General features: G+C 48.9%; 24 protein-coding genes. All 24 read right to left on the reverse strand.

The features are described 5' to 3' along the window. Window positions 1–17 precede the first annotated feature (17 nt). The 24 genes from K8S19_12195 to K8S19_12310 all read right to left on the reverse strand — a co-directional run bounded on the left by K8S19_12195 (window position 18) and on the right by K8S19_12310 (window position 22,566). Window positions 18–2,093, reverse strand: coding sequence for a S1 RNA-binding domain-containing protein (locus tag K8S19_12195; GenBank protein MCD4814435.1), 2,076 nt, complete (start codon window positions 2,091–2,093; stop codon window positions 18–20). A 163-nt stretch (window positions 2,094–2,256) separates the two neighbouring features. Beyond that, complete coding sequence (gene ispH, locus K8S19_12200) at window positions 2,257–3,105, reverse strand: 4-hydroxy-3-methylbut-2-enyl diphosphate reductase (GenBank protein ID MCD4814436.1); 849 nt, start codon at window positions 3,103–3,105, stop codon at window positions 2,257–2,259. 4 nt (window positions 3,106–3,109) lie between these two features. Next, on the reverse strand, window positions 3,110–3,757 hold the full coding sequence (locus K8S19_12205; protein MCD4814437.1) for a 1-acyl-sn-glycerol-3-phosphate acyltransferase: 648 nt from the start codon (window positions 3,755–3,757) through the stop codon (window positions 3,110–3,112). After that, window positions 3,754–4,443, reverse strand: a complete 690-nt coding sequence (gene cmk, locus K8S19_12210; protein ID MCD4814438.1) for a (d)CMP kinase — start codon at window positions 4,441–4,443, stop codon at window positions 3,754–3,756. The genes K8S19_12205 and cmk overlap by 4 nt, the downstream gene beginning before the upstream one ends. Further along, a complete protein-coding gene (gene aroA / locus K8S19_12215; protein ID MCD4814439.1) occupies window positions 4,440–5,750 on the reverse strand; it encodes a 3-phosphoshikimate 1-carboxyvinyltransferase in 1,311 nt (436 codons plus the stop codon). Before aroA ends, cmk begins: the two co-directional genes overlap by 4 nt. Window positions 5,751–5,754: 4 nt before the next feature. Then, a complete protein-coding gene (locus tag K8S19_12220; GenBank protein MCD4814440.1) occupies window positions 5,755–6,657 on the reverse strand; it encodes a prephenate dehydrogenase in 903 nt (300 codons plus the stop codon). A 26-nt stretch (window positions 6,658–6,683) separates the two neighbouring features. Beyond that, on the reverse strand, window positions 6,684–7,697 hold the full coding sequence (gene aroF, locus K8S19_12225; protein MCD4814441.1) for a 3-deoxy-7-phosphoheptulonate synthase: 1,014 nt from the start codon (window positions 7,695–7,697) through the stop codon (window positions 6,684–6,686). Between the two features lie 104 nt (window positions 7,698–7,801). Beyond that, window positions 7,802–8,890: a histidinol-phosphate transaminase gene (gene hisC, locus K8S19_12230; protein ID MCD4814442.1), complete on the reverse strand. Its 1,089-nt coding sequence runs from the start codon at window positions 8,888–8,890 to the stop codon at window positions 7,802–7,804. Further along, window positions 8,890–9,960, reverse strand: coding sequence for a prephenate dehydratase (gene pheA / locus K8S19_12235; protein MCD4814443.1), 1,071 nt, complete (start codon window positions 9,958–9,960; stop codon window positions 8,890–8,892). Before pheA ends, hisC begins: the two co-directional genes overlap by 1 nt. A gap of 5 nt (window positions 9,961–9,965) precedes the next feature. Then, the gene (locus tag K8S19_12240; GenBank protein ID MCD4814444.1) at window positions 9,966–11,045 is read right to left on the reverse strand and encodes a hypothetical protein; all 1,080 of its coding nucleotides are present in this window, start codon (window positions 11,043–11,045) and stop codon (window positions 9,966–9,968) included. Between the two features lie 2 nt (window positions 11,046–11,047). After that, window positions 11,048–11,215: a hypothetical protein gene (locus tag K8S19_12245; protein MCD4814445.1), complete on the reverse strand. Its 168-nt coding sequence runs from the start codon at window positions 11,213–11,215 to the stop codon at window positions 11,048–11,050. Window positions 11,216–11,218: 3 nt separating this feature from the next. Beyond that, complete coding sequence (locus K8S19_12250; protein ID MCD4814446.1) at window positions 11,219–12,061, reverse strand: rRNA pseudouridine synthase; 843 nt, start codon at window positions 12,059–12,061, stop codon at window positions 11,219–11,221. Between the two features lie 2 nt (window positions 12,062–12,063). After that, window positions 12,064–13,119, reverse strand: a complete 1,056-nt coding sequence (scpB, locus tag K8S19_12255) for an SMC-Scp complex subunit ScpB (GenBank protein MCD4814447.1) — start codon at window positions 13,117–13,119, stop codon at window positions 12,064–12,066. After that, complete coding sequence (locus K8S19_12260; protein ID MCD4814448.1) at window positions 13,120–13,905, reverse strand: segregation/condensation protein A; 786 nt, start codon at window positions 13,903–13,905, stop codon at window positions 13,120–13,122. 2 nt (window positions 13,906–13,907) lie between these two features. Beyond that, window positions 13,908–14,921, reverse strand: a complete 1,014-nt coding sequence (trpS, locus tag K8S19_12265) for a tryptophan--tRNA ligase (protein MCD4814449.1) — start codon at window positions 14,919–14,921, stop codon at window positions 13,908–13,910. 49 nt (window positions 14,922–14,970) lie between these two features. After that, window positions 14,971–15,624, reverse strand: coding sequence for a site-2 protease family protein (locus K8S19_12270; protein MCD4814450.1), 654 nt, complete (start codon window positions 15,622–15,624; stop codon window positions 14,971–14,973). A 390-nt stretch (window positions 15,625–16,014) separates the two neighbouring features. After that, window positions 16,015–16,626: a class II aldolase/adducin family protein gene (locus K8S19_12275; protein MCD4814451.1), complete on the reverse strand. Its 612-nt coding sequence runs from the start codon at window positions 16,624–16,626 to the stop codon at window positions 16,015–16,017. Window positions 16,627–16,631: 5 nt separating this feature from the next. Next, window positions 16,632–17,735: an S-methyl-5-thioribose-1-phosphate isomerase gene (gene mtnA, locus K8S19_12280; protein MCD4814452.1), complete on the reverse strand. Its 1,104-nt coding sequence runs from the start codon at window positions 17,733–17,735 to the stop codon at window positions 16,632–16,634. Window positions 17,736–17,905: 170 nt separating this feature from the next. After that, window positions 17,906–19,015, reverse strand: coding sequence for an iron-containing alcohol dehydrogenase (locus K8S19_12285; protein MCD4814453.1), 1,110 nt, complete (start codon window positions 19,013–19,015; stop codon window positions 17,906–17,908). Window positions 19,016–19,030: 15 nt separating this feature from the next. Continuing rightward, window positions 19,031–19,486 carry an NUDIX domain-containing protein gene (locus tag K8S19_12290; protein MCD4814454.1) on the reverse strand — a complete coding sequence of 152 codons (456 nt, stop codon included), beginning with the start codon at window positions 19,484–19,486 and terminating at the stop codon, window positions 19,031–19,033. Beyond that, entirely contained in the window at window positions 19,483–20,529 is a 1,047-nt protein-coding gene (gene ruvB / locus K8S19_12295) for a Holliday junction branch migration DNA helicase RuvB (GenBank protein ID MCD4814455.1), read from the reverse strand. The genes K8S19_12290 and ruvB overlap by 4 nt, the downstream gene beginning before the upstream one ends. Window positions 20,530–20,561: 32 nt before the next feature. Further along, entirely contained in the window at window positions 20,562–21,164 is a 603-nt protein-coding gene (gene ruvA / locus K8S19_12300) for a Holliday junction branch migration protein RuvA (protein MCD4814456.1), read from the reverse strand. 71 nt (window positions 21,165–21,235) lie between these two features. Beyond that, window positions 21,236–21,727: a crossover junction endodeoxyribonuclease RuvC gene (ruvC, locus tag K8S19_12305; GenBank protein MCD4814457.1), complete on the reverse strand. Its 492-nt coding sequence runs from the start codon at window positions 21,725–21,727 to the stop codon at window positions 21,236–21,238. An 8-nt stretch (window positions 21,728–21,735) separates the two neighbouring features. After that, window positions 21,736–22,566: a tetratricopeptide repeat protein gene (locus K8S19_12310; GenBank protein MCD4814458.1), complete on the reverse strand. Its 831-nt coding sequence runs from the start codon at window positions 22,564–22,566 to the stop codon at window positions 21,736–21,738. Window position 22,567 lies beyond the last annotated feature (1 nt).

Here is a 22,567-nt window from a genome sequence, read left to right on the forward strand (position 1 = left end):
AGTCCCCCCTTGGTCTCCTATTGAGCGTCAGCCTGATTTTGAAGACGTTTCTTCAATGCTTCCAGATCAACCCCGGAAGCTTCGCCCAGCGAAATGCCGGGTTTGTTTTGCGGGTTCAAATATTTTTTCATTTCCGCCGCTTCCTGCGCCATAAGCGCCTCGCGGATCGAAAGACCGATCTTGTGTTCTTCCCAATTGACCCGAATAACTTTAGCCTCAACCATCCCGCCTTCCGTCAGTGGCTCGGGATCATTTTTGGTTTTTTCTTTTTCCAATTGCGAGATATGAATCAAGCCCTCCACTCCCGGTTCCAATTCCACAAAGGCACCGAACTTGGTATTGCGCACCACCTTTACCTGAACCACGGTTCCCACCGGATATTTTTTAGCACTGGCAAGCCAGGGATCATCGGTCATCTGTTTCAACCCCAAAGAAACTTTCTTTTTCTCCTGACTGATCTCCAAAATCTTAACCTTGAGGCGCTCCCCAACCGTGAGTAAATCACCCGGCTGCTTAATTGACCCGTTCCAGGCAAGATCGGAAATATGCAGCAATCCGGTCACACCTTCCGCCAATTCGATAAAAACACCGTATTTAGCAAGGGTTTTAACCTCTCCTGCAACAATATCACCGCGCTTATGTGATTCTAAAAAAAGCGAAAACGGTTCCGGTTCCGTCTGGCGAAGACCCAGGGTTATTTTCTTGGCCCCGCCGTCAATCACCAATACCTTGACCCGAACACTATCGCCTTTTTTCAACATTTCCTTGGGATGACGCACACGCCTTGTCCAGGACATTTCCGAAACCGGCAAAAGCCCTTCCACACCCTCTTCCAGACGCAGAAAAGCGCCGAAATCCGCCAGCGTGACGACCTCACCTTCCACCATACTGTCTTTAGGATATTTTTCCGCAATATTTACCCAGGGATCTTCACTTTTTTGTTTAAGACCCAAAGCGACTTTCCCGGATTCAGCATCAATGCTTAAAATCAAGACTTCCAGTTCATCTCCCAACGTGACATAGTGCCGGGGGTTGTTCACTTTGGACCAGGACATATCATTGACATGAAGCAATCCGTCCACGCCGCCAATATCTAAAAATGCGCCAAAATTGGTGATGTTCTTTACCACACCATGTACCATGCGCCCGGGGGTGAGCTTTGAAATAACATCATCCCGTTGCTTGCTGCGAATATCCAACAAATGGCTGCGCCGCGAAACAACAATATTTCCGCGCTCACGATTGAGTTTTTCAATTTTAAACTGAAAAGACTTATCAAGAAAATCATCAGGATTGCTCACTTGGGTAAGGTCCAACTGGGACGCCGGCAGAAACGCCTGTACGCCTCCCAAGTCAACCATAAAGCCGCCTTTGCACTTTTGAAAAATCAATCCTTCCATAGACGTGTTATTGGCCAACGCCGCTTTAGCAACATTCCAGCCTTTACGTTTGTCCACTTTTTCTTTGGATAATACCAGCAACCCCTCACGGTTTTCCCGGCGCTCCATCAAAACTTCCACTTCATCGCCAACCACGGTATTAAATTCACCCTTGGCATTTAAAAATTCCTGTTTCGGTATAATACCCTCGGATTTGGAACCAATGTCAATTACAACGCCATCATCATCAATCCGAATAACCTTGCCGCGTACGATCTCGCCGGGTTCCGGTTCGCTTTCCATGGCTTGGGCGAGTTCCGTTGCAAAGTCACCCTCAGGTTCGCTGGAAACAGCCTCCGGTTCAACTGCGGGCTGTTCCGGTTCCGGCGTTACTGCGGCTTGCGCAACCGGTTCCGGCTGCGGTACAGACGCAACCACGGGTCCGGGTTCCGATACCGGTGCCACCGGTTCCTTTGCCGGAGGATGTGCCTCAACAACCGGTGGTTCACTTACTTCCATGGGTTCAGGCTCATTCAAAGGCGTGCCCGGACCAATGCCGACGACCGGATCAAGTTTGTCTTTTGAAACATAAAGGGGTGTTTCGGATTCATCAGTATCATGCAGCGGTGTCCCGCCGCTGATCTGTTCATCCTGATCTTTTACGGGTGTCCCCTCGAAACCCGGTTCAAAACTTCTTTTTTCATCAACCATCATTCATTGCCTCCATCGTATCAACCCGTTCATTCAATTTCCCCGCTCTGAAAATCGGGGATTTGGATATAATCTGTAAAAAACCATTATGACTGTCCCGCTTCAGCCCCGGTTAAAAACCGAACCTGCCCGGCGAATGCCGGGTGCCGGGAAATTCGCGGTTGATCTATAAAAAACTCTTCTCAAGGAATTTGATGCGTTCCATAACGTCATTGATTATCCAATCGGGTGTTGACGTCCCTGCCGTCACACCGACGTGATTCATCTTTTCCAGCCAGCTACCCTGAATCTCATCCGCTGTTTCAATATGATAAGTCTGCACACCTGCTGTGCGGCTTATCTCCGCCAAACGCGAGGTGTTGGCGCTGTTACGACCACCCACCACCAGCATTATATCCACCTCTTTGGCAAGCATCTGTGTTTCAGCCTGTAAATCAGTGGTGGCATTACAAATCGTATTCATCACTTTGAGCGTTGTCGTGCGCGTCAGTAAAGCACTGGTCACTGCCTGAAGATTCTCAAGACTCTGGGTTGTCTGCGCAATCAGTCCATACTTGCTTTTCCGCGGCAACGCAACAACTTCTTCTGCACTGCTGATCACCAAAGCAGCACCTTTCACCGCTCCTAAGATGCCTTCCACTTCGGGATGGGCTGCATCACCTAAAATCAGAAGATCATAGCCTTGTTCCACCAGCTCCTTGGCCAGTTTATGCGCCCGCTGCACAAATGTACAGGTTGCATCTACAATAGACAGTCCTCGGGCGGCCGCTTCTTCCAATACATCGGGTGATACGCCATGAGAACGAATGATTATAACACCCTTTGATATCTCGCTCAAGTTTTTAACAGCAAAAACACCTTCCTTTTCAAGCTTTTCAACCACTTGCGGGTTATGAATAATCGGTCCCAATGTATGAATGGCATCATGTCCCGATTCGGCAGTCTCAAAGGCTTTTTTCATCGCAGCCTTAACTCCAAAACAGTGACCTGCATGTTTGGCAAGTGTGATTTTCACAAGCCTACCTCTTTTTCTTTTCAACCAAGGTGATCTCGGTTTCCTTTTTCAAACCGGAAATGGCGTCCATCACACGGTCCGATATTTGTCGAAGCGTACGTTTCTCGCCTGATTGCAGAAAAAGATCCTCCAACTGAACCTGACTGCCAAAACGAACCGACACCTTGCCCGGCTTCCACTTACCGCCTTTGGGCCAGGCTTGAAAAGTTCCTCTAACATAAACCGGATAAACCGGCACCTGACACATGTGTACTAAAAGTCCGACACCGGTTTTTCCCCGCTGTAATTCTCCGTCTTTGGTCCGTGTCCCTTCAGGAAAAACCAGCAATGCTTCGCCCTGCTCTACCAGATTAACAAACGCATCCCAGTTTTGCTCGCGGCCTTTGCCGCGAATAATAGGATGGGAATTGACCGCTTCAATAACTTTCCCAAACCAGGCCGGCTTAAACAACGTGGAACGTGCCATAAAATGAAGGTTGCGTTTTTTCACTGCCACGCCGACTGTCGGCGGGTCCATATGGCTGGCATGATTACACGCCAGAATAATCCCGCCTTTTTTGGGCACCCGATCACGCCCGTAAACCTTAATGCCGTGAAACAGGTGGAGTAACAGCGAAGACATTGTACGCCCAAACCAATAAAGAAAATTCATAATACTTTTTTCTCATTCTTTCTGACCGCTTGAATAATCGAATCAATCACCTGATCAATTGTCAAACCAGTCGAATTAATGACCACGGCGTCTTTGACACACTGCAAGGCGCCGCCGGGCCGGTTTAAATCCTCTTGGTCCCGTTTTTTCAGATCAGCCAGTAATTCTTCAAAGGGCTGTTCTTTTCCTTTGTGCTTCAATTCCTCAAACCGGCGACGGGCGCGCTCGGTCTGGTCCGCATCCAGATAAATCCTCATCTCTGCATCCGGAAAAACCACGGTGGTAATATCCCGGCCTTCCATCACCACACCACCATCCTGCCCCATCTGTTGCTGTTGGGCAACCATCACCCGGCGCACCCCGGCATAATTGGCCACATACGCAGAAACACTCCGCGTCACATCGGGTGTCCGAATCGCTTCTGAGACATCCCGGCCATCCATTAGAATCGTTCCAATCTTACCGGGGATAAATTGCAGTGAAATCATTTCCGCAATCTGTTCCACTGCCTTTTGATCGGCAAGCTCGATTCCGCTTTCCATGGACTTCAAGGTAACCGCACGGTACATCGCGCCGGTATCAATATAAAGATAATTCAGCTTCTGTGCCACAGCTTTGGCCACAGTGCTTTTCCCGGCACCGGCCGGGCCGTCAATCGCTATAATCGGTTTGCTGCGCAGTTTCATACACATGCCCCCGCCAACAACTCCCAGAATCCAGGAAAGGATGTCTTGACACAATCGGAATTTTCAATGGTCACGCCTTTTTCCGAGACCAGCCCGGCAATGGCCAGACTCATAGCCAAGCGATGGTCGCCATGCGAATCAGCCTTCCCGCCCAAAAGCGGTTTGCCGCCGGTCCCGTGAATAATCATACCATCCTCAAGTTCCTCAATCGCGACCCCGATTTTTTTCATTTCTTCAACCAACACATGAATCCGATCGGTCTCTTTCACCCGCAACTCTTCTGCATTGCGGACCTCCGTATCCCCCTGGGCCATCGCCGCTGCCACCGTCAAAATCGGGACTTCATCAATAAAAGTGGCCAATGTCCCCACTGTTTCAATACGCTGACCGACCAGAAGCTGCCGGTTGCGGATGATGATATCACCCATGGCTTCCCCGCCTGAAATCCGCTCATTTTCTATCTCGATTTCCGCACCCATTTGTTCCAGCACACTGAGTACCCCGGTCCGGGTAGGATTGATACCGACTGAAGGAATTACCAGTTCAGACCCGGTAATCAATAGCGCCGCAATCATAAAAAACGCTGCCGAAGAAATATCCACCGGCACGTTGACCGGTTGTCCCGTCAATTTTTGCCCGTCTCTCAAGCTGACCATTTCGGACTGTTCTCCCAGTACGGACCGCGTGAGCTGCACACCAAATCCTTTGAGCATGCGCTCGGAATGGTCCCGCGAGACCGAGGGTGAGGTTACCGACGTTTCTCCCGCAGCGAACAACCCCGCCAGCAAGATACAAGACTTCACCTGCGCACTTGCAACCGGAGATTGATATTCAATTCCTTTTAAATTCCCACCTTTAATTTTTAAAGGACATTTCCCGCCGGGTTGACTCTCAATGCCGGCACCCATCATTTCCAGGGGTTTGATAATACGATTCATGGGACGACGCTGAATCTGTTCATCACCGGTAATCTCGGATTCAAAATCCTGACCTGCCAAAACACCGGAAAGCAAACGGACACCTGTCCCGGAATTGCCGCAATCGATTACTTGCGCGGGTTTCTGAAGCCCGTGTAATCCCACACCAGTGATATGCAATACATCATCTTCCCAAACTACCTTGGCGCCAAGTGATTCACAAGCATGCAGCGTATTCATGCAATCGTCGGCTTGTAAAAAACCGGTTACCACGGTCTCGCCTTCAGCCAAAAGACCTAAAATGGCGGCACGATGCGAGATGGATTTATCGCCTGGAATGTGAAGGGTTCCTTTAAACGTCGAGACCGGCTGGATATTTTTTTCAGACACTCGATCATTTCTCCATTTTCATTCTAAAATGACTTGCCTGTTCCAATTCGCGCAGGAGCTGGACTTTTTGCTGTTTTTTCAGCATGGTTTGCATGCTGCGCATTTTTTTTATAAACTGTTCTATGGCCAAAGAAACCTGATCATGGTTGGTCATGAGGATATCCAGCCACATTTTCGGCAATCCTCCGGCAATACGGGTGGTATCGCAAAAACCGGTCGCAGCTGACTCCAAAATCCGCCGGTCTTTTCCGGCAAGTGTCTGTAATTGATTGACCAAGCCTACGGCCACCATATGCGGCAAGTGGGACACCATGGCGACAAAAGCATCGTGCTCACGAGGTTTGATCACCATAATCCGCGAGCATCCGGCCGTGCGCCAAATGTGTTTCAACCGTCTCAGTGCCGGAGCATGCTTGGTTGACACCGGCATGAGCATGCACAAAGAACCTTTGTACAAATCCTTATCCGCCGCCGCGACACCTGATTTTTCCGACCCTGCCATGGGATGGGACCCAATAAACACCGGGCGCTTGACCGATGTTTTATTTTTAAAATAGGAATCCAGGGTATGATTTATTTGCCGCAACAACCCCGTCTTGGTGCTGCCAACGTCCGTCACCAGACATCCGGGTTCCAGATACGGAAGCATGCTGCGCAGCAATGATGCCGTCGAACTGACCGGACCTGCCAGGACAACAACATCCGCGCCTGCCACTGCTTTGGAAATCAAGAGCGTCCCTTCGTCAATGCAGCCCATTTTCTTTGCCTGACGCAATGTCTGTTGACGACGGGCCAATCCGACAATGGTCCGGGCAATCCCGGACCGCTTAACTGCCCTTCCGAGCGAGCCGCCCATAAGCCCAACACCGGCAATCACCATTTTATTAAACTGCGGTTTTTGCTTCATTCTATCCATCCTTTATTTTAGCTGGTTTACCAGCTTACCTTACACAGGGGTGCCAGCTCTTTGATCGATTTCACCACTGCATCAAAGTCTTCCGGCAGTAACGATTGATCGCCGTCCGAAAGCGCATCCTCCGGATGCGGGTGCACCTCAATGGTCAGCCCATCCGCACCGGCAACCATCCCTGCCCGGGCCATCACACCGATCAAGCTGCGGCGGCCGGTTGCGTGAGAAGGATCCACCACCACCGGAAGATGGGACAATTCCTTGGCTGCTGCGACAGCTGCCAAATCAAGCGTATTGCGCGTGTAGGTCTCAAATGTCCGGATACCCCGCTCACACAGCACAACATCATAATTCCCGCGTGACAGAATATATTCCGCCGACATAAGCCATTCTTTAATCGTGGCGGAGAGTCCGCGCTTGAGCAGGACCGGTTTTTTTATGTCCCCCACTGCTTTGAGCAGATCAAAGTTCTGCATATTCCGTGCACCAATCTGGAGCATATCCGCATACTGGGCGATCAGCTCAACGTGATTGACATTCATGACCTCGGTCACAACTGGCAAGCCGGTTTCCACACGCGCTTTGGCCAGGAGTTTCAATCCTTCCTCTCCCATCCCCTGAAAGGCATAGGGACTGGTACGTGGTTTAAATGCTCCTCCGCGCAGGATATTCGCTCCGGAAGCTTTCACTTTTTGTGCCGCCTCAATGAGGGTCTCCCAATTTTCTACAGAGCAGGGCCCGGCAATCAACCCAAAATGCCCGCCTCCAATCTTAACCGAACCCACTTGAACCACGGTAGCTTCCTGTTTGAATTCACGCGAGACCAGTTTAAAGGGTTGCAAAATTTGCACTGATTGCTCGACGCCGGGAAAGGCTTCCAACGGCACTGCCTGCAAAACCCGCTCATCTCCAATCGCACCTACAATGGTTCGCTCGGTACCCTTGGAAACATGTGCCGCGAGTCCCTTTGCTTTGAGTTTTTCGACCAGATGTTCAATCTGTGCATCGGTTGCATCTTTACGCATTACAATAACCATAATTCATCCTCCGTATATTTAAAACAAGCGTTGTTGTTTAGTGTCATCTCCGCATGTTGTAAGCGGGCATAACACTACTTATGTGCTTTACCAAGCCACTGCAATCATCCCACACTCTTTTTTAATGCCCTTAACATTTTATTATTCTCCGCCACTTTCCCCAGCGTGATGCGGGCATACCCTTCCGGAAAAGGCCGGACAATAATACCGCGCTGCATAAGCGTATCCACCAAATCCTTGCTGTCTGTTGGATTCAACTTCGTAAATAAAAAATTGGTCTGACCGGCAACAACCTTGAACCCCATTTGACGGAGCTCTTTGGCAACCCGCTTCCGTTCACTTTTGGCCAAAGCAACACATTTTTTCATATAGGCCTGATCTCCCAAAGCTGCAATCGCCGCAACTTGGGCCAGACTATTGACATTGAACGGATCACGAACGCGTTCAATTGTTTGCGTCACCTCAGGTGCCGCCACGCCATAACCAATACGCAACCCGGCCAATCCATAGGCCTTGGAAAACGTCCGCAAGACCACCAGGTTTTTTCGTTCCCGGACCCAGTCGATTGTATTGACTGCCCACTGCGGGTCAACATATTCAAAATAAGCTTCATCCAACACAATCAAACAACTGCCGGGAATACGATTGATAAAATTCCTCAGCACTTTTGCATCCACCAGGGTTCCGGTTGGATTATTGGGATTGGCAATAAAAATCATTTTGGTTTTCGGAGTAAACTTTTTTGCCATGGCTTCCAAATCATAAGCAAAATCCCGCATCGGCACCGCGATAAATTCCGCCCCCATGATTTGCGCTACCGTTTTGTATACCACAAAACTCATTTGGGACGTTAACACTTCATCCCCCGGATTTAAATAAGCCAGACCAAGCAGTACCAACAATTCATTCGAACCGTTGCCAATCATCAGAGTATCCGGCCGGCATTTGAGTTGTTTGGCCAACGCCTGACGTAAATAGAAACAGGCGCCATCCGGATAAAGCTGCATTTTATCGACCGCATTTTTCACGGCATTTTTCACGCGCACTGACGGCCCCAGGGTATTTTCATTGCTCGCCAATTTGATGACCGCTGTAATTCCCAGCTCGCGTTCCACCTCTTCAATCGGTTTTCCCGGTTGATATGGCTGCATGCCTTCAATCTGCGTACGGGACGTGAGCCGGTTGATCCCCATCAATCCGCACTCCTGGGATAGGATCCCAAAACGCGTAATTCCGATGTAAGCGGTTTTAGGGCTGCCAGCGTTTTTTTCATGGGTGCATCGCTGACATGTCCCTGGCAATCAATAAAAAAAAGATAACTCCAAACACCGGTCCGGGCAGGACGCGATTCGATATTGGTTAAATTAATTTTATTGTGTGCAAAGGGCCTCAAGATACGATGCAATGCACCGACACTGTCTTTGATCGCCAACATAAGCGAAGTTTTATCTTTGCGCGTCGCACCTGTAATCTGGCGGCCCAGCACCAAAAAACGGGTCTGGTTTTCCGGATTGTCCTCAATACTTTTTTCCAATATCCGCAAATTATAGAGGTTTGCCGCCAATTTCGAGGCAATGGCAGCCGAGGCCTTGGTCTTGACCGCCATCTGAGCAGCCTTGGCATTGGAAGAGACTTCCACAATTTCAACCTCCGGCATATTACCGTCCAACCATAGCCGGCATTGTCCCAATGTCTGAGGATGAATAAAGATTTTTTTAATTTCCGAGCGTACCGTCTCCATCGAAAGCAGGTTGTGAACCACACGCAAGGAAACTTCCGCGCATATCTTAACCGTGCTGTTGACAAACATATCCAGCGTATGATTAACAACACCCTCGGTGGAATTTTCAATTGGCGCCACACCATAGTCGGCCCGGCCGCGTTCCACCTCGCGAAAAACATCTGCAATACTTTTCACTGCCAAATAATCTGCAGAAGAACCGAATTGTTTTTTAGCTGCTTCATGAGTAAACGTTCCGGCCGGACCAAAAAACGCAATTTTTTGGCTGCCCTGCAATGCAATGGATGCTGAAATAATTTCACGATAAATCGCCTGAATGGCCTGAGGCGGCAACGGACCATTTTTTGCCAATGCCTTTAATCGCTGCAAGAGCTGGCTTTCGCGATCAGGCGCAAAAACGGGTTTATTGGTCCGCCTTTTTTGATGGGATATTTCCACTGCCAGTCCGGCACGGTCATTGAGTAATTTAACAATTTGTTGATCTATATGATCTATTCCACGCCGAACTTTTTCAAGTTTCACTTGACTTAGCCCCCCCTGATAGTAAGCATTGCTTCAACTTGCCGTATCCTATTTTGTAAGTGCTCGTGATCTTCGCGGCACAAAACCGGTTTGATTTCTTCGGCCATAATAATTTCCCGAATAAGACAGCGTTTTTCATACAGAACGATAACGTGCATCATCCGGCTATACAGTGTCTCTTTGTTCCCTTCGCTCCAGGCGGTTTCATAAGCTTTTAAACCATTTTTCAATTCAGCCGCCTGCGGACGCTCCTGCAAAAGCAGCCATTCCACCAAAATCGTTACCATGGCCGTCAACCCGGTCAAATAGGCTAAGAGGCGTCCTTTAAGATCAAACCAAAAAAACTTACCCAACCAGCCGATAGGCGTCCCGTCATTATAAGCAAGCCGTTCAAAAAATATCCAACCTAAAAAGAAAATACCCAGGCTGATGACAATCCCCCGGGCCCAATAGCCGTTCAAATCGGGTCCAATAAGAAAACGGACAATGCCAATGATGGTTCCAAAAAGCAACCCCCAAACAGCCGGACTGGAACATGCCACCGCGAGCTGTGTATGGCCGATCATTCCCGGCAATTGGGGAAAAATCCCCAAGCTGATTCCTTGAAAGCTGCCCGCCCCGGGATGGATCACGCTAATTCCAATTTCCAGCCCCACACCCAAACCAAGTCCGAGAATGGAAAAATCCATGATACTCCCGGTGTAGCGCAAACGGCTTTTAGGCCACAAACAGAGCCCGACCAACAGGGATGTTATCAAGGCCGCTTCAAGCGTCGCGCTCAACGCTGATGCTAAAATCGAGTCCTTACCCAGAATTAAAATTAAAGGAACCTCAATCACCATGGCAGCGGGAATAAGGAAGATCATCCCGGTTCCCAACGCGACAACAATGGACGAGACGGTCACGGTCCGGTTCTCCGCACTCAGCATCGTCCAAAAAAACAACATGACCAGTGGTGCTAAAAGCCGGTCCCCCGGCGGAATAAATAAAACAAAAAAAAGAACCGCCCCACCTTGAATAAAAAAGCGGACCGCAGGAGACAATTTTCGGAATTTTTGATAGGGTGTTTCAATCCAGCCCGCCATACCTAGATCTCCGAGTCTGTTTCTGTTTTCTTTGACTGTTCTTCACAAACAATATCCTGCAATACTCGCTGGGAATGCTGCCAGCAGATGCCGATCGTCATGATAACCAAAACTAAAAACCAAATAAAGTAGTCCCCTTTGGCCAGCGCCAATCCTGCGGAAAAATCCATAGTCTACCTCTTGCTACGTGTGTGTTTTTTTGTGCGACCGACCGGTCGCCCACTTGTCTTCCGAACCGGCCGGGACAAAGAACTGCTTTTCTCCGGCCTAAACTGACGAATCCTGCCAACCTCCGCATCTGATAAATAGCGCCATCGCCCGGCCAACAGCCCGGCAGAGGTTAAAAATCCAAATTTAATTCTTACGAGCCGGTCAACCGGATGCCCGATGGCCGCGCACATTTTCTTCACCTGATGCTGCCGGCCCTCGCGCAGCACTAATTCCACCACCGCATTCTTGCCTACCTTCCTGACCAGCCGTGCTTTGGCAGGCAGGGTTTTCTCATAACGACCCGACCAGGCCGGGATACGCACACCGGCGGCAAGCCTTTGAATTGCAGTTGGGGTGGGAACACCTTTTACGGTCGCATGATATGTTTTGGAAAATCCATAGCGGGGATGCATAAGCTTTTGCGCCAGATCCCCGTCATTGGTCAACATGAGAGCACCTGATGTATTAAAATCCAGTCTCCCGACCGGATAAACCCGGTACTTAACACCTTTGAGCAAGTCCACCACCGTGGTCCGCTTTTCCGGATCTTCCACCGTCGAAATAACACCTTCAGGTTTATTCATCAAAATATAAACCAGACGCTGCGGGAAAATGCGCTTGCCGGAAACTTTTACGGCATCTTTTTCAACGTTAATTCTGACAAAAGAATCCTTAACTGTTTCTCCATTGACCGTTACCCGGCCTGCTGATATCACTTCGTCCGCATCACGTCTGGAACACACGCCGGCATCTGCTAAAAACCGGTTAATGCGCACCTGAGCATCGGACGTCTCATGGGTTTCCATCATTACTCTCCTGCAGGATCATCTTTTTCCATTTCACTTTGTTGACCGGATGTTTTTTTTTCTTGTTCCAATTCCCCAGCCTGTATCTCGGCAGTCACGATTTCCTCAGCATGCGCGTGATCATCATTGTGCCCATTGCCGTCTTCCGGATGTGGTTCTTCTTCCAGCTCTGATAAATTGACGTTGTCATCTTCATCAGCTTCATCTTCATCCGTTTCATCTTCATCCGTTTCATCTTCATCCGTTTCATCTTCATCAGCTTCGTCTTCATCCGTTTCATCTTCATCAGCTTCGTCATTCTCTTTAGATGGATCTAACTCTATATCCGGCTTGCCATTACCGCTGTCATCGGCAACGATTTCATTTTCTTCCGCAGATGCTCCCACATCTGACTGGGATACTTCCGGTTGCTGTTCAGACTCCGCAGCCATGGTCTGCTCCTCGTCCGCTTCGCCTTCTTCGCCAACTTTGACTTTGGCAATTAATTCTCCCTGTTGATTCATTTCCCAGGCCTGGCCGGCATCATCCGACTCTAAAATATCCTGTAAATCTTTGAGCATGGGCATATCCGTGAGGTCCTTAAGCCCGAAATAGTGCAAAAATTCTTTGGTGGTGCCATAAAGAATTGGCCGACCTATAACTTCCTTACGTCCGACAATACGTATAAATTTTCTGTCCAGCAGCGCATTGACAACTCCGTCAGCTGAAACACCCCGGATATCCTCAATCTCAGCCTTGGTGATGGGCTGACGGTAGGCAATAATCGCGAGTGTTTCCAAAGCCGCGCGCGAGAGTTTATTACTCGTGCGTGTCTTGAACATTTTTCGAATCCAGGGAGCATACTGTACACGGGTCGCCAATTGATAGCCTTCCGCGATTTCCACCAAGTGAAACGCTCTTCCCTGCATATCATATTCAGCCTTCAATTCATCCAGGCACGCCAGAACCGTTCGGCGGTCCACATCTTCCAGCAGTCCCTGCATAACACCCAAGGACATGGGTTTGTCACCCACAAACAACAAACACTCAATAATCGCTTTAATCTCTTTTTGTTCCATTTAGTCTTCCTCCGTACCACTTGTCGCGATTTCACGCGCTGTACTGGTAAATTCATCCATACGATGAATTTCTATTTCATCAAATAAAGCACCCTGGACAATAATGACCGCCTTGAGGCGGGCTAATTCCAGCAATGCCAAAAAGGCGGCCACCATGGCAACCTTGCTCCCTTGGCGACGCATAAAATCCACAAACTGAATCCGTGCCGTTTCTTCCAGCGCATCTAAAATCTCATTGATTTTCTGACTGGTCTTGATCTCCTCACGCTGAATTTGTTTGAATGTTTCCGGCGTGGCATAGGCAACCACGCGTTTGAACGCGGTCAACAGATCAAACATGTTCACTTCCTTAAATTGTACCGCCGGTTCATCCTTGACGTGTTTTTCCAGGTCCTCATCACTGGGGTGGGCGGCCCGCCGCCAAAAAACCCGGCGCTGCTCGATCTCATTGTGGTCCAAACCACCGGCAACCTCTTTGTACCGTTTGTATTCCAAAAGCCGACGAATCAAGTCGGCGCGCGGATCAAGCTCCTCGCCGTCTTCCAATGCCAGTGATTCTTTGGGCAAAAGCATGCGCGATTTGATATGCATCAGTGTTGAGGCCATAAGAATGAAATCACCTGCCACTTCAAGATCCATTTCTTTGATCAAAGAAACGTACTCCATGAATTCTTCCAGAATTTTTGCGATCGGAATATCATAGATATCAATCTCGTTTTTTTTAATTAAATACAACAGCAGATCAAACGGCCCGTCAAACACATCCAAATTCAGACGGTAGGTCATGCTCAGCTCCTTCCCGATGTCAATGAAGACCACTGCATGGCTTTCCGGACAGCCTGCATGGTTTCCTGCGCTCTTTGCCTCGCCCGTTGCGCGCCCTGGGCCAGGATGGCTTTCAACCGTTCCCGATCATCAGCATACAACGCGCGCTTTTCACGAATCGGAGAGAGTATCCCGTCTAAAATAGGCATCAACGCTTTTTTACAAACCATACAACCACGCTTGCCTTCCCGGCATTCCGTCTCAATCAAAACCGCATCTTTGGACGCATACATTTTAAATAAAGCCAGAACAACGCATCCCTTGGGATTACCCGGTGTATTCACGTGGATTTTCTGAGGATCAGTATACATCTGTTTAATTTTTTTCTCCACGACTTCTGTCGTGTCTGAAAGATGGATTGAATTCCCATAGCTTTTACTCATCTTTCTACCGTCTGTTCCCGGAACTTTAGGACTCTCGGTTAGCATGGATTGCGGTTCCGGCAGGGTCTCACCGTATAAATGATTGAATCGCCGACCGATTTCCCGGGTAATTTCCAGATGCGGCAGCTGATCCTGGCCCACTGGAACATGGGTTGCCCGATAGAGTAAAATATCAGCGGCCTGTAAAACCGGATACCCCAAAAATCCCAGGGTAGAAAGATCACGATCCTGCAATTCCTGCTGCTGCTCTTTATAAGTCGGACAGCGCTCTGCCCAAGCCAAGGGTGTCAGCATTCCTAAAATAACGTACAATTCTGAGTGTTCCCGGACTTCCGATTGAACAAACATGGTTGTTTTTTCCGGATCAAGACCCACTGCCAGCCAATCCAGGAGTAATTCCATGGAATTTTGCACTATGTTGCCGGGACCTTTATATTCTGTGCTCAAGGCATGAATATCCGCCACCATAAAATAACACTGCGCGCCACTCTCCTGCATTTTAAAATAATTTTTCAGGGCGCCTTCCAAATGACCTAAATGAAGACGGCCGGTGGGCCGCATGCCGCTTAAGATAATTTTTTCCTGCTCAGCCATCGTCCATCCTTTCCCTAAACCGCCTGTGCTGCACCTTCGATCGCATCATTCAAATAAAAGGATTGCCAAACGGCGCCAATAACAATTTTATAAAAAACGAAATCGGAACCATAATAACCCCTAATAAACCCGTGGCAAAAAGCGCCATTAAAATCAAAAAAGAATATCTCCCGATTTTCTGAAATTGATATGCCCACGGACCCGGCAGAATCGTTGTGAGAATTTCAGCGCCATCCAATGGCGGCAGTGGGATCAAATTGAAAGCCGCCAGGATAATATTAATATTCAATGCTGCATATAAAACATTGCGTATTCCATTATTTTCCATCAACCCCATGTATCTTGCCAGCCAACCAACCAGTAATATCGCGATTGCCATTAGGATATTTGCTGCCGGACCGGCCAGAGAAACCAACAACATATCACGTTTGGGATTTTTAAAATTGTCCGGTGAGACTGGTACCGGTTTGGCATATCCAAAAACCATGGTTCCGCGCGACATCATAATGAGAAATAAGGGAAGCAACACTGTTCCCCAAAGATCGACATGCCGCATGGGATTCAATGTCAATCTACCCATCATTTTGGCAGTAGCATCACCGAGGCGATTGGCCATCCAGCCATGGGAATATTCATGGATGACAATTGCCAGCAGCAACCCGGGAGCGAAAATGATTATTTGCATTACTAATTGAGAACCCATAAAAACCCCACTTTAATATCCTTGCGCTATCTGTTTTCCCAAAAGGGTGTTTTTCGATAAATATCCACGGTCTTACCCGGCATCCGGCATTCGCCCCCGCATACGCGGGGCAAGCTGGGCAAGTACACCGGGCAGGCTGCCCCGACCTGATAAATACTATTTCTTTGGGATGCTATCGCAGCCCATCGTGTTCGCACTGGCACGATAAAACCTTTTTAATCAAACACTTTTCAGGAATTCACGAGGAACATAAACCCCCAAAACACGAAAAAAAAATTCTGTAAAATGAAAAAAAGTTTAGCAAAGTTAACCAAGGCTGTCAACGACTTATATAGAACACTTTTTTTTAAAAAAACAATTGATTTTAAATGTTTTTCAGGGACATTCCGGTCAATTCCAGGAAGAAAAATGCTTCAGTATTGTTCGGATTGCGTCTTCATGGCCTGTCCCAAAAAAAAGCAGTCCTTTTTCATGGCCGCCCATAATAACCGTCCCGCCTTTGAGAACATTACGATCACTTATCAAGGCGGCAATCGCGCGTGCCATTTCCGGTGTTCCATAGGTTGCCTGGGAAGACGTGGTGGGCAGTACATTCCGGTATTTTTCCCACATCCCTTGATGATGTATGTGAATCACGTTGGAAATACTTTGAAACTGACGGTAAATGTATGCATGCGTCATGGACTCAGAGGAAGCCTGGATGGGTCCCTGACAGTCAAGCCGGTTTTCTTCCAGATCAAATCCAACCACCCGGGTTACATGTTCGGATGCAATAGATACCAGATGACCCGTCTGGGTTCCGGTAACAATGAAGTCATCTGTTTTGTCAATCCGCAGACTGACATTGCCGTACCCGATCCCGGCTGAATCCACACCCACCAAACCTTTGGCAAGCAACCGGCTGCGGATGGCATCCATGGCTTTCCACGGCCAGGCAGTATCTGCCCTGGTTTTGGTCCAGTGGCAATTAAATTTTAAAACACCTTCTCTGGGTTCCGGCATCGAACTCATCGGTGGTCGGGATAAAGACTCAGGATACTTCTTTCTTCCGCCTCACAGACTCCCCGCTCCGTAATCAATCCGGTCACAAGATGTGCCGGGGTCACATCAAATCCGTAATTAGCGACCGGACTACCCTTCGGGGTCAACAATACCTGTTTGATTTCCCCGTCGCATACGCCCTGAATCTTCCTGACTTCTTCCCCGCCCCGTTCTTCAATGGGAATTTCCTGCAACCCATTGCGCATGGTCCAGTCAAATGTGGAAGACGGCAGCGCGACATAAAAAGGAACCGTATTATCTTTGGCAGCCAGTGCTTTTAGGTAGGTCCCGATTTTATTGGCCACGTCACCTGTCCGGGTCGTGCGGTCACTCCCCACGATCACCATGTCAACCATCCCGTGCTGCATCAGGTGACCGCCGGCATTGTCCACAATCACGGTGTGCGGAACATGATGCTGTCCCATTTCCCAAGCGGTGAGACGCGCACCTTGGTTCCAGGGGCGTGTCTCATCCACCCAGACATGCACCGGGATGCCGGCATCGAACGCAGCATAAATCGGTGCGGTTGCTGTTCCATAATCAACACATGCCAACCAACCGGCATTGCAATGCGTAAGAATGTTGACCGGCTTCCCGTCCTTGGATTCGCTGATTTTCCTGATAATATCCATACCATACCCGCCAATCTTCCGGCATGCGTCCTCTTCCTTAAGTGCAATGGCAATGGCATTGCTCATCGCAAGCGATTTTTTCTCACCCAGGTCATTGCCTTTGGCTATTTTGGAAAACTGTAAATCAACCGCCCAGGCCAAATTCACTGCAGTAGGACGTGATGCTTTCAGTTTTTCAGCGGATTCCATCACAAAAGCATCAAACCGGTCGGCCGGCGCTTCCAATGTGGCAATATACATCCCATACGCCGCTGCCACACCAATCAAAATCGCACCGCGAACATGCATCTCCCCGATAGCACGCACAAAATCATCGACCTGTTTTAATTCCTCAATTACAAACGCATGCGGTAGACGTGTTTGATCAATAATAAATACCGTATCTTTTTTCCGGTCATTGAGCCAGATGGTCTTCGTCGCTTTCCCATTAACTTTCATCACTTCCTCCAGGTTGATCAATTGCTTGGCATTGTAGCATAGGTGAGGAACCCCGCCGTGCTATTTATCGTGCCAGCGCGAACACGATGGACAGCCTGCCCCGCGAACTTGCCCAGCTTGCCCCGCGTATGCGGTGGCGAATGCCGGGTGCCGGGTAAGCCCGTGGATTTTTATTTCTTCTTAGAAAAATTTTCAGAAAGCATTTCAAAAAGCAGCGCCTCTGTCACCGTATAGGGATTATTCATATGATTGTGTGAATGAATTGCCTTGGCAGCATAGCATTTTTGTTCTTCTTGGGTCAGGACTATTTTTTTTGGAAAAATTTTTCCCAAAAAAACCTGAAATGCTCCCCAGTGTTCCAGGCGCAAAAGACTCAAAACCCGGTTGGCCTTGCTGCTCACGCTTGCGCATCGCTTCATCTGGCTGGTTAAAAGATACCCATTGGCCCGTCCATGGGGTATCTTTTTATGATACGTCAAGGGATATCCCAAGGCATGCACGGTTGCGGTTCCGGCGGTTGCGATCACCATCCCCCCCAGTGTGGATGCCAGCATGAGCTTTTCCCGTACCCCTCGGTTGATATCCTCGTGCTCCAGATTGAGCATACATTCGCGAAAAATTTGAAGTCCTTTTTCAGCCAGGGTATCGGTTAAAACATTGGCTTTTTTTGAAATGTACCCTTCCAAAAGATGCGAGAGCGCATCAATTGCGGTATCCAGGGTAATGGCCCACGGGAGATCCAGTGTATAGACCGCATCAACCAACGCCAGCTGGGGAAATGTATAATAGCCGGCAAATGCCCTTTTGGACCCTTTCCTTTGATCTGTCAACACGCCATACGGTGTTACTTCGGTTCCGGTCCCCGCCGTAGTGGGTATTGCCACAATGGGCAACGCCGGTGTCAAATAGTCCATCGTATACAATTGTTCCGGTGCCATACCGGGATTTGCCATCAGGACGGCCATGGCCTTGGCCGCATCAATGGCAGAACCACCGCCTACCCCGACAACCACGCTTACCGCTGCTGCGCGTCCACAGGCCGCACCGTTTTCCACGGTTTCAAAGGAAGGATCCGGTTCAACGCCGCAAAACAATTCATAACCTAAATCGGCCTTTGCCAGACTTTTTTTCAAATCATCCAGGGAACCGTTTTTCGCTGCCGAAGTTTTACCGGTTACCACCAGTGCTTTTTTTCCAAACCGCGTCCATTCCTTGGTTTGCGCTGTCACACAATGATTGCCAAAAAACAGTCGCGTCGGATTATAAAATTGAACAGACATCAAGCCGCCTCTCACTTAAAACCAGGGTGTGTCCACCAACTTGATAACCGGTTTGAATCGCTTTTTCCACGCACTCAAAATCGGCTCTCGAATTTCGGGATAAAACGTCAACTGCTTTAGCTCTGCCGGTGTAACCCAGCAAACACCTTTCAGTCTGCGGTCGGGATTCAAATGAAGCCGGCCACCTTGCAAGCGGGCATAAAACGTCAAATTTAAAATATGCCGTTTTCCCCGTGGTGCAATGGATTCATTAATAAAAAGCAAGGAACCCACCTTTATTTCCAAAGAGAGTTCCTCCATAAATTCACGCGCCAAACCAGCCTCACAGGTCTCACCCCACTCAAGTCCGCCTCCGGGAAGTAAAAAATATTCCTTGCCCGCACGGTGATGTTTAACCACCAGCAACTTACCCTTTTGTACCACCACACCGCCCAAACGAATACGGGGTAACCGCTCTTGGGCAGTACTCACAATAAGCTCCCCTGTTCTCTTGGCGGCAGGCTTATCCCCAGATGTGTATAGGCTGCCAACGTTACCTTGCGCCCCATCGAGGTTCTTTGTAAAAACCCGGTTTGAATTAAAAACGGTTCATAAACATCTTCCAGCGTCCCGGTTTCTTCCCCCAGGGCAACCGCAATGGTTTCAATCCCTACCGGTCCGCCGTTATAATGTTCAATAATGATCTTCAGCAGCCGGCGGTCCATCATATCCAATCCCCTCGCATCAATTTCCATCATCCCCAATGCTTCAGATGCAATCTGTTTATCCATCTTGCCGGCGTTTTTTACTTGCGCATAATCCCTGACTCTTTTTAGCAACCGGTTGGCAATACGCGGCGTCCCTCGCGAACGACGCGCAATCTCCAGGGCGCCATCCTTATGCAAGACGAGTGAATAAACCGATGCTGATCTCTCGATGATTTGCTGCAATTCCTCGGGTTGGTAAAAATCCAGCCGGTGCGAAACTCCAAAGCGGTCCCGCAGCGGCCCGGTGATCAGCCCGGCCCGGGTGGTCGCGCCAATGAGCGTGAATTTGGGTAAATCCAAACGAATGGAACGCGCACTGGGTCCTTTGCCAATAATAATATCCAGGGCAAAATCCTCCAAAGCCGGATACAATATTTCCTCCACCGAACGGTTCAGACGATGAATTTCATCAATAAACAAAATATCATTGGGTTGCAAATTGGTAAGAATAGCCGCCAGATCCCCAGGGCGTTCAATGGCCGGACCGGAAGTCACCTTGATATGTACACCCATTTCATGGGCCATAATCATACTCAGTGTTGTCTTTCCCAACCCGGGAGGTCCTAAAAACAAAACATGATCAAGCGGCTCCAAGCGTTCACGCGCAGCTTGAATAAATATCTGCAAAGCCCTTATTATTTTTTTTTGACCTACAAATTGATCGAGACTTCCAGGCCTTAAGCTAAGCTCTGCTTCCTGCTCGGATTGAATTAAATCCCGATCAGTTATTTTCTGTGTTTTTAAATGTTCCTGCGCTTCCGGCTCCAAATCATTGCCTCCCTGGACAATCCAACATATACCTACAACGTTTTTAAAGCTTTTTTCACAAACTCAGCAACCCGATCCTGCCCTGCCTGTACGGCAGGCAAATCCTGTCCTGCAACCTTTTGCAGGGCGTTACGTGCCTGTGCAGCGGAATATCCCAGTGTCAGCAATGCTTCCAGCGCTTCGGCAAAAGCATCCCGGTCCGCCGGTCGTGCTGCCCGAGCTGTGTCCTGAGAAATTTCCAGCTTATCTTTCAATTCCAAAACAAGGCGTTCTGCTGTTTTGAGGCCGACACCTGGTATTTTGGATAACATGGCAGCATCCTGCCGCATCACAATATCTTCCAATTGCGCCTGGGTCAATCCGGATAATACCGCCAAAGCTAATTTAGGTCCGACTTTGGCGACACCCAGAAGTATTTTAAACAACCAGCGGTCCGAGGGTTGTAAAAAACCAAAAAGCTGCTGCGAGTCCTCGCGTTGAACATGCCATGTATGCACCACCACAGGATCTCCGCTATTGGGCAAACGGGAAATATCCGATGCCGGCATACTTATTTCATAACCAATACCATTTACATCAATACTACAGGTCGTCATGCTTTTGGACTCTAATATCCCCTTTACAAATGCGATCATCACTTTCAACCTTTCAGTTTTCTTTTTGGATATTACAGGGATTATTCTTTTTTGAAAAGCATTTTATCGTATCAGCGCTTTAAAATATGAGAATAACGACGCGAATGGGCATGGCATATTGCAATTGCCAAAGCATCCGCCGCATCATCCGGTTTGGGAACCTTTGTTAAACCCAACAGCATTTTCACCATGCGTTGAATTTGAAGTTTGGGTGCGGCACCATATCCGGATACGGCAATTTTTATTTCCGCGGGTTTATATTCTTCCACTTCCAAACCCGCCTGAATACAGGTAAGCACAATAACACCGCGCGCTTGCCCGACATCGATCGCTGTTTTAACATTCTTCGCAAAAAAAAGTTGTTCAACCGCAACCTCCTGCGGTTGATGACTCTTTAAAATGTCACAAAGTGCTTGATGAACAGCCAACAGGCGTTCGGAAAAACGCATTTTAGCGGATGTTTCAATGACACCATAATCATTTGCTTCCAAATGATTCCCAGCCAACGTGATAACACCCCAGCCGCAGCGTCCATATCCAGGATCTACTCCCAGTATTTTAATTTTTTGACTCACCAATCTTTTTCTTCCTGTCCCCAGCTATCACCAAACTCTTGCTTTTTATTATCCTGGCGCTTCTGTTTCTGGCGTTGCTGGTCACGATCCTGCTGCTCAGCATTGTCCAGCTTATCTTGCATTTCCTGCGGCAACGGCGGTGGTGGCTGCTGCGGCGGCGGTTGATCCTGCGGCTTCTGCTCCGGCGGCGGTTGGTCCTGCGGCTTCTGCTCTGGCGGCGGTTGGTCCTGCGGCTTCTGCTCCGGCGGCGGTTGGTCCTGCGGCTTCTGTTCTGGCGGCGGTTGGTCCTGCGGCTTCTGCTCTGGTGGCTGTTGCTGTTGCTGTTGCTGTTGCTGCTGCTGCTGCTGTTGTTGTTGCTGCTGCTGCTGCTGCTGTTGTTGCTGCTGTTGCTGTTGCTGTTGCTGTTGCTGCTGCTGTTGCTGTTGATTTGATGAGTTACTACTACTACCCCCACCGCCGCCACCGCCGCCGCCACCGCCGCCACCGCCGCCGCCACCGGAAGAATCACTGTCTTTTTGACGTTTTTTGGCTATCTGGAGATTGTGTTCAACATCAGCATCACGAGGCGCGATTTCTTTCGCACTTTCATACGCTGTAACTGCCTGTTTATACCGTTGTAATCGCATTAAAGCATTTCCCATATTATAGTGGGCTTCATACATATCCGGGTCCGCCTGCAATGCACGATCGTACATCTTGATGGCCTCTTCATAATCATAATCTTTCATGGCCTTATTGCCTTCAACAAACTGCCGCTGCGCACAACCGGAACCGCCACCCGCGAGTGCCACCAATACGATAACAATAAGTACACGTCCGGCCATCATC

This window comes from bacterium, assembly GCA_021108215.1.
Lineage (GTDB): Bacteria > Oederibacteriota > JAAXVQ01 > JAAXVQ01 > JAUVAV01 > JAIORK01.

Bases quoted from the DNA above. Each gene is read 5' to 3' on its own strand.
- K8S19_12195 (MCD4814435.1), bottom strand. From the start codon at position 2,093: ATGATGGTTGATGAAAAAAGAAGTTTTGAACCGGGTTTCGAGGGGACA.
- K8S19_12205 (MCD4814437.1), bottom strand. From the start codon at position 3,757: ATGAATTTTCTTTATTGGTTTGGGCGTACAATGTCTTCGCTGTTACTC.
- cmk (MCD4814438.1), bottom strand. From the start codon at position 4,443: ATGAAACTGCGCAGCAAACCGATTATAGCGATTGACGGCCCGGCCGGT.
- K8S19_12220 (MCD4814440.1), bottom strand. From the start codon at position 6,657: ATGAAGCAAAAACCGCAGTTTAATAAAATGGTGATTGCCGGTGTTGGG.
- aroF (MCD4814441.1), bottom strand. From the start codon at position 7,697: ATGGTTATTGTAATGCGTAAAGATGCAACCGATGCACAGATTGAACAT.
- hisC (MCD4814442.1), bottom strand. From the start codon at position 8,890: ATGGGGATCAACCGGCTCACGTCCCGTACGCAGATTGAAGGCATGCAG.
- K8S19_12240 (MCD4814444.1), bottom strand. From the start codon at position 11,045: ATGGCGGGCTGGATTGAAACACCCTATCAAAAATTCCGAAAATTGTCT.
- K8S19_12245 (MCD4814445.1), bottom strand. From the start codon at position 11,215: ATGGATTTTTCCGCAGGATTGGCGCTGGCCAAAGGGGACTACTTTATT.
- K8S19_12250 (MCD4814446.1), bottom strand. From the start codon at position 12,061: ATGGAAACCCATGAGACGTCCGATGCTCAGGTGCGCATTAACCGGTTT.
- scpB (MCD4814447.1), bottom strand. From the start codon at position 13,119: ATGGAACAAAAAGAGATTAAAGCGATTATTGAGTGTTTGTTGTTTGTG.
- K8S19_12260 (MCD4814448.1), bottom strand. From the start codon at position 13,905: ATGACCTACCGTCTGAATTTGGATGTGTTTGACGGGCCGTTTGATCTG.
- trpS (MCD4814449.1), bottom strand. From the start codon at position 14,921: ATGGCTGAGCAGGAAAAAATTATCTTAAGCGGCATGCGGCCCACCGGC.
- K8S19_12270 (MCD4814450.1), bottom strand. From the start codon at position 15,624: ATGGGTTCTCAATTAGTAATGCAAATAATCATTTTCGCTCCCGGGTTG.
- K8S19_12275 (MCD4814451.1), bottom strand. From the start codon at position 16,626: ATGCCGGAACCCAGAGAAGGTGTTTTAAAATTTAATTGCCACTGGACC.
- mtnA (MCD4814452.1), bottom strand. From the start codon at position 17,735: ATGAAAGTTAATGGGAAAGCGACGAAGACCATCTGGCTCAATGACCGG.
- K8S19_12285 (MCD4814453.1), bottom strand. From the start codon at position 19,015: ATGTCTGTTCAATTTTATAATCCGACGCGACTGTTTTTTGGCAATCAT.
- ruvA (MCD4814456.1), bottom strand. From the start codon at position 21,164: ATGATCGCATTTGTAAAGGGGATATTAGAGTCCAAAAGCATGACGACC.
- K8S19_12310 (MCD4814458.1), bottom strand. From the start codon at position 22,566: ATGATGGCCGGACGTGTACTTATTGTTATCGTATTGGTGGCACTCGCG.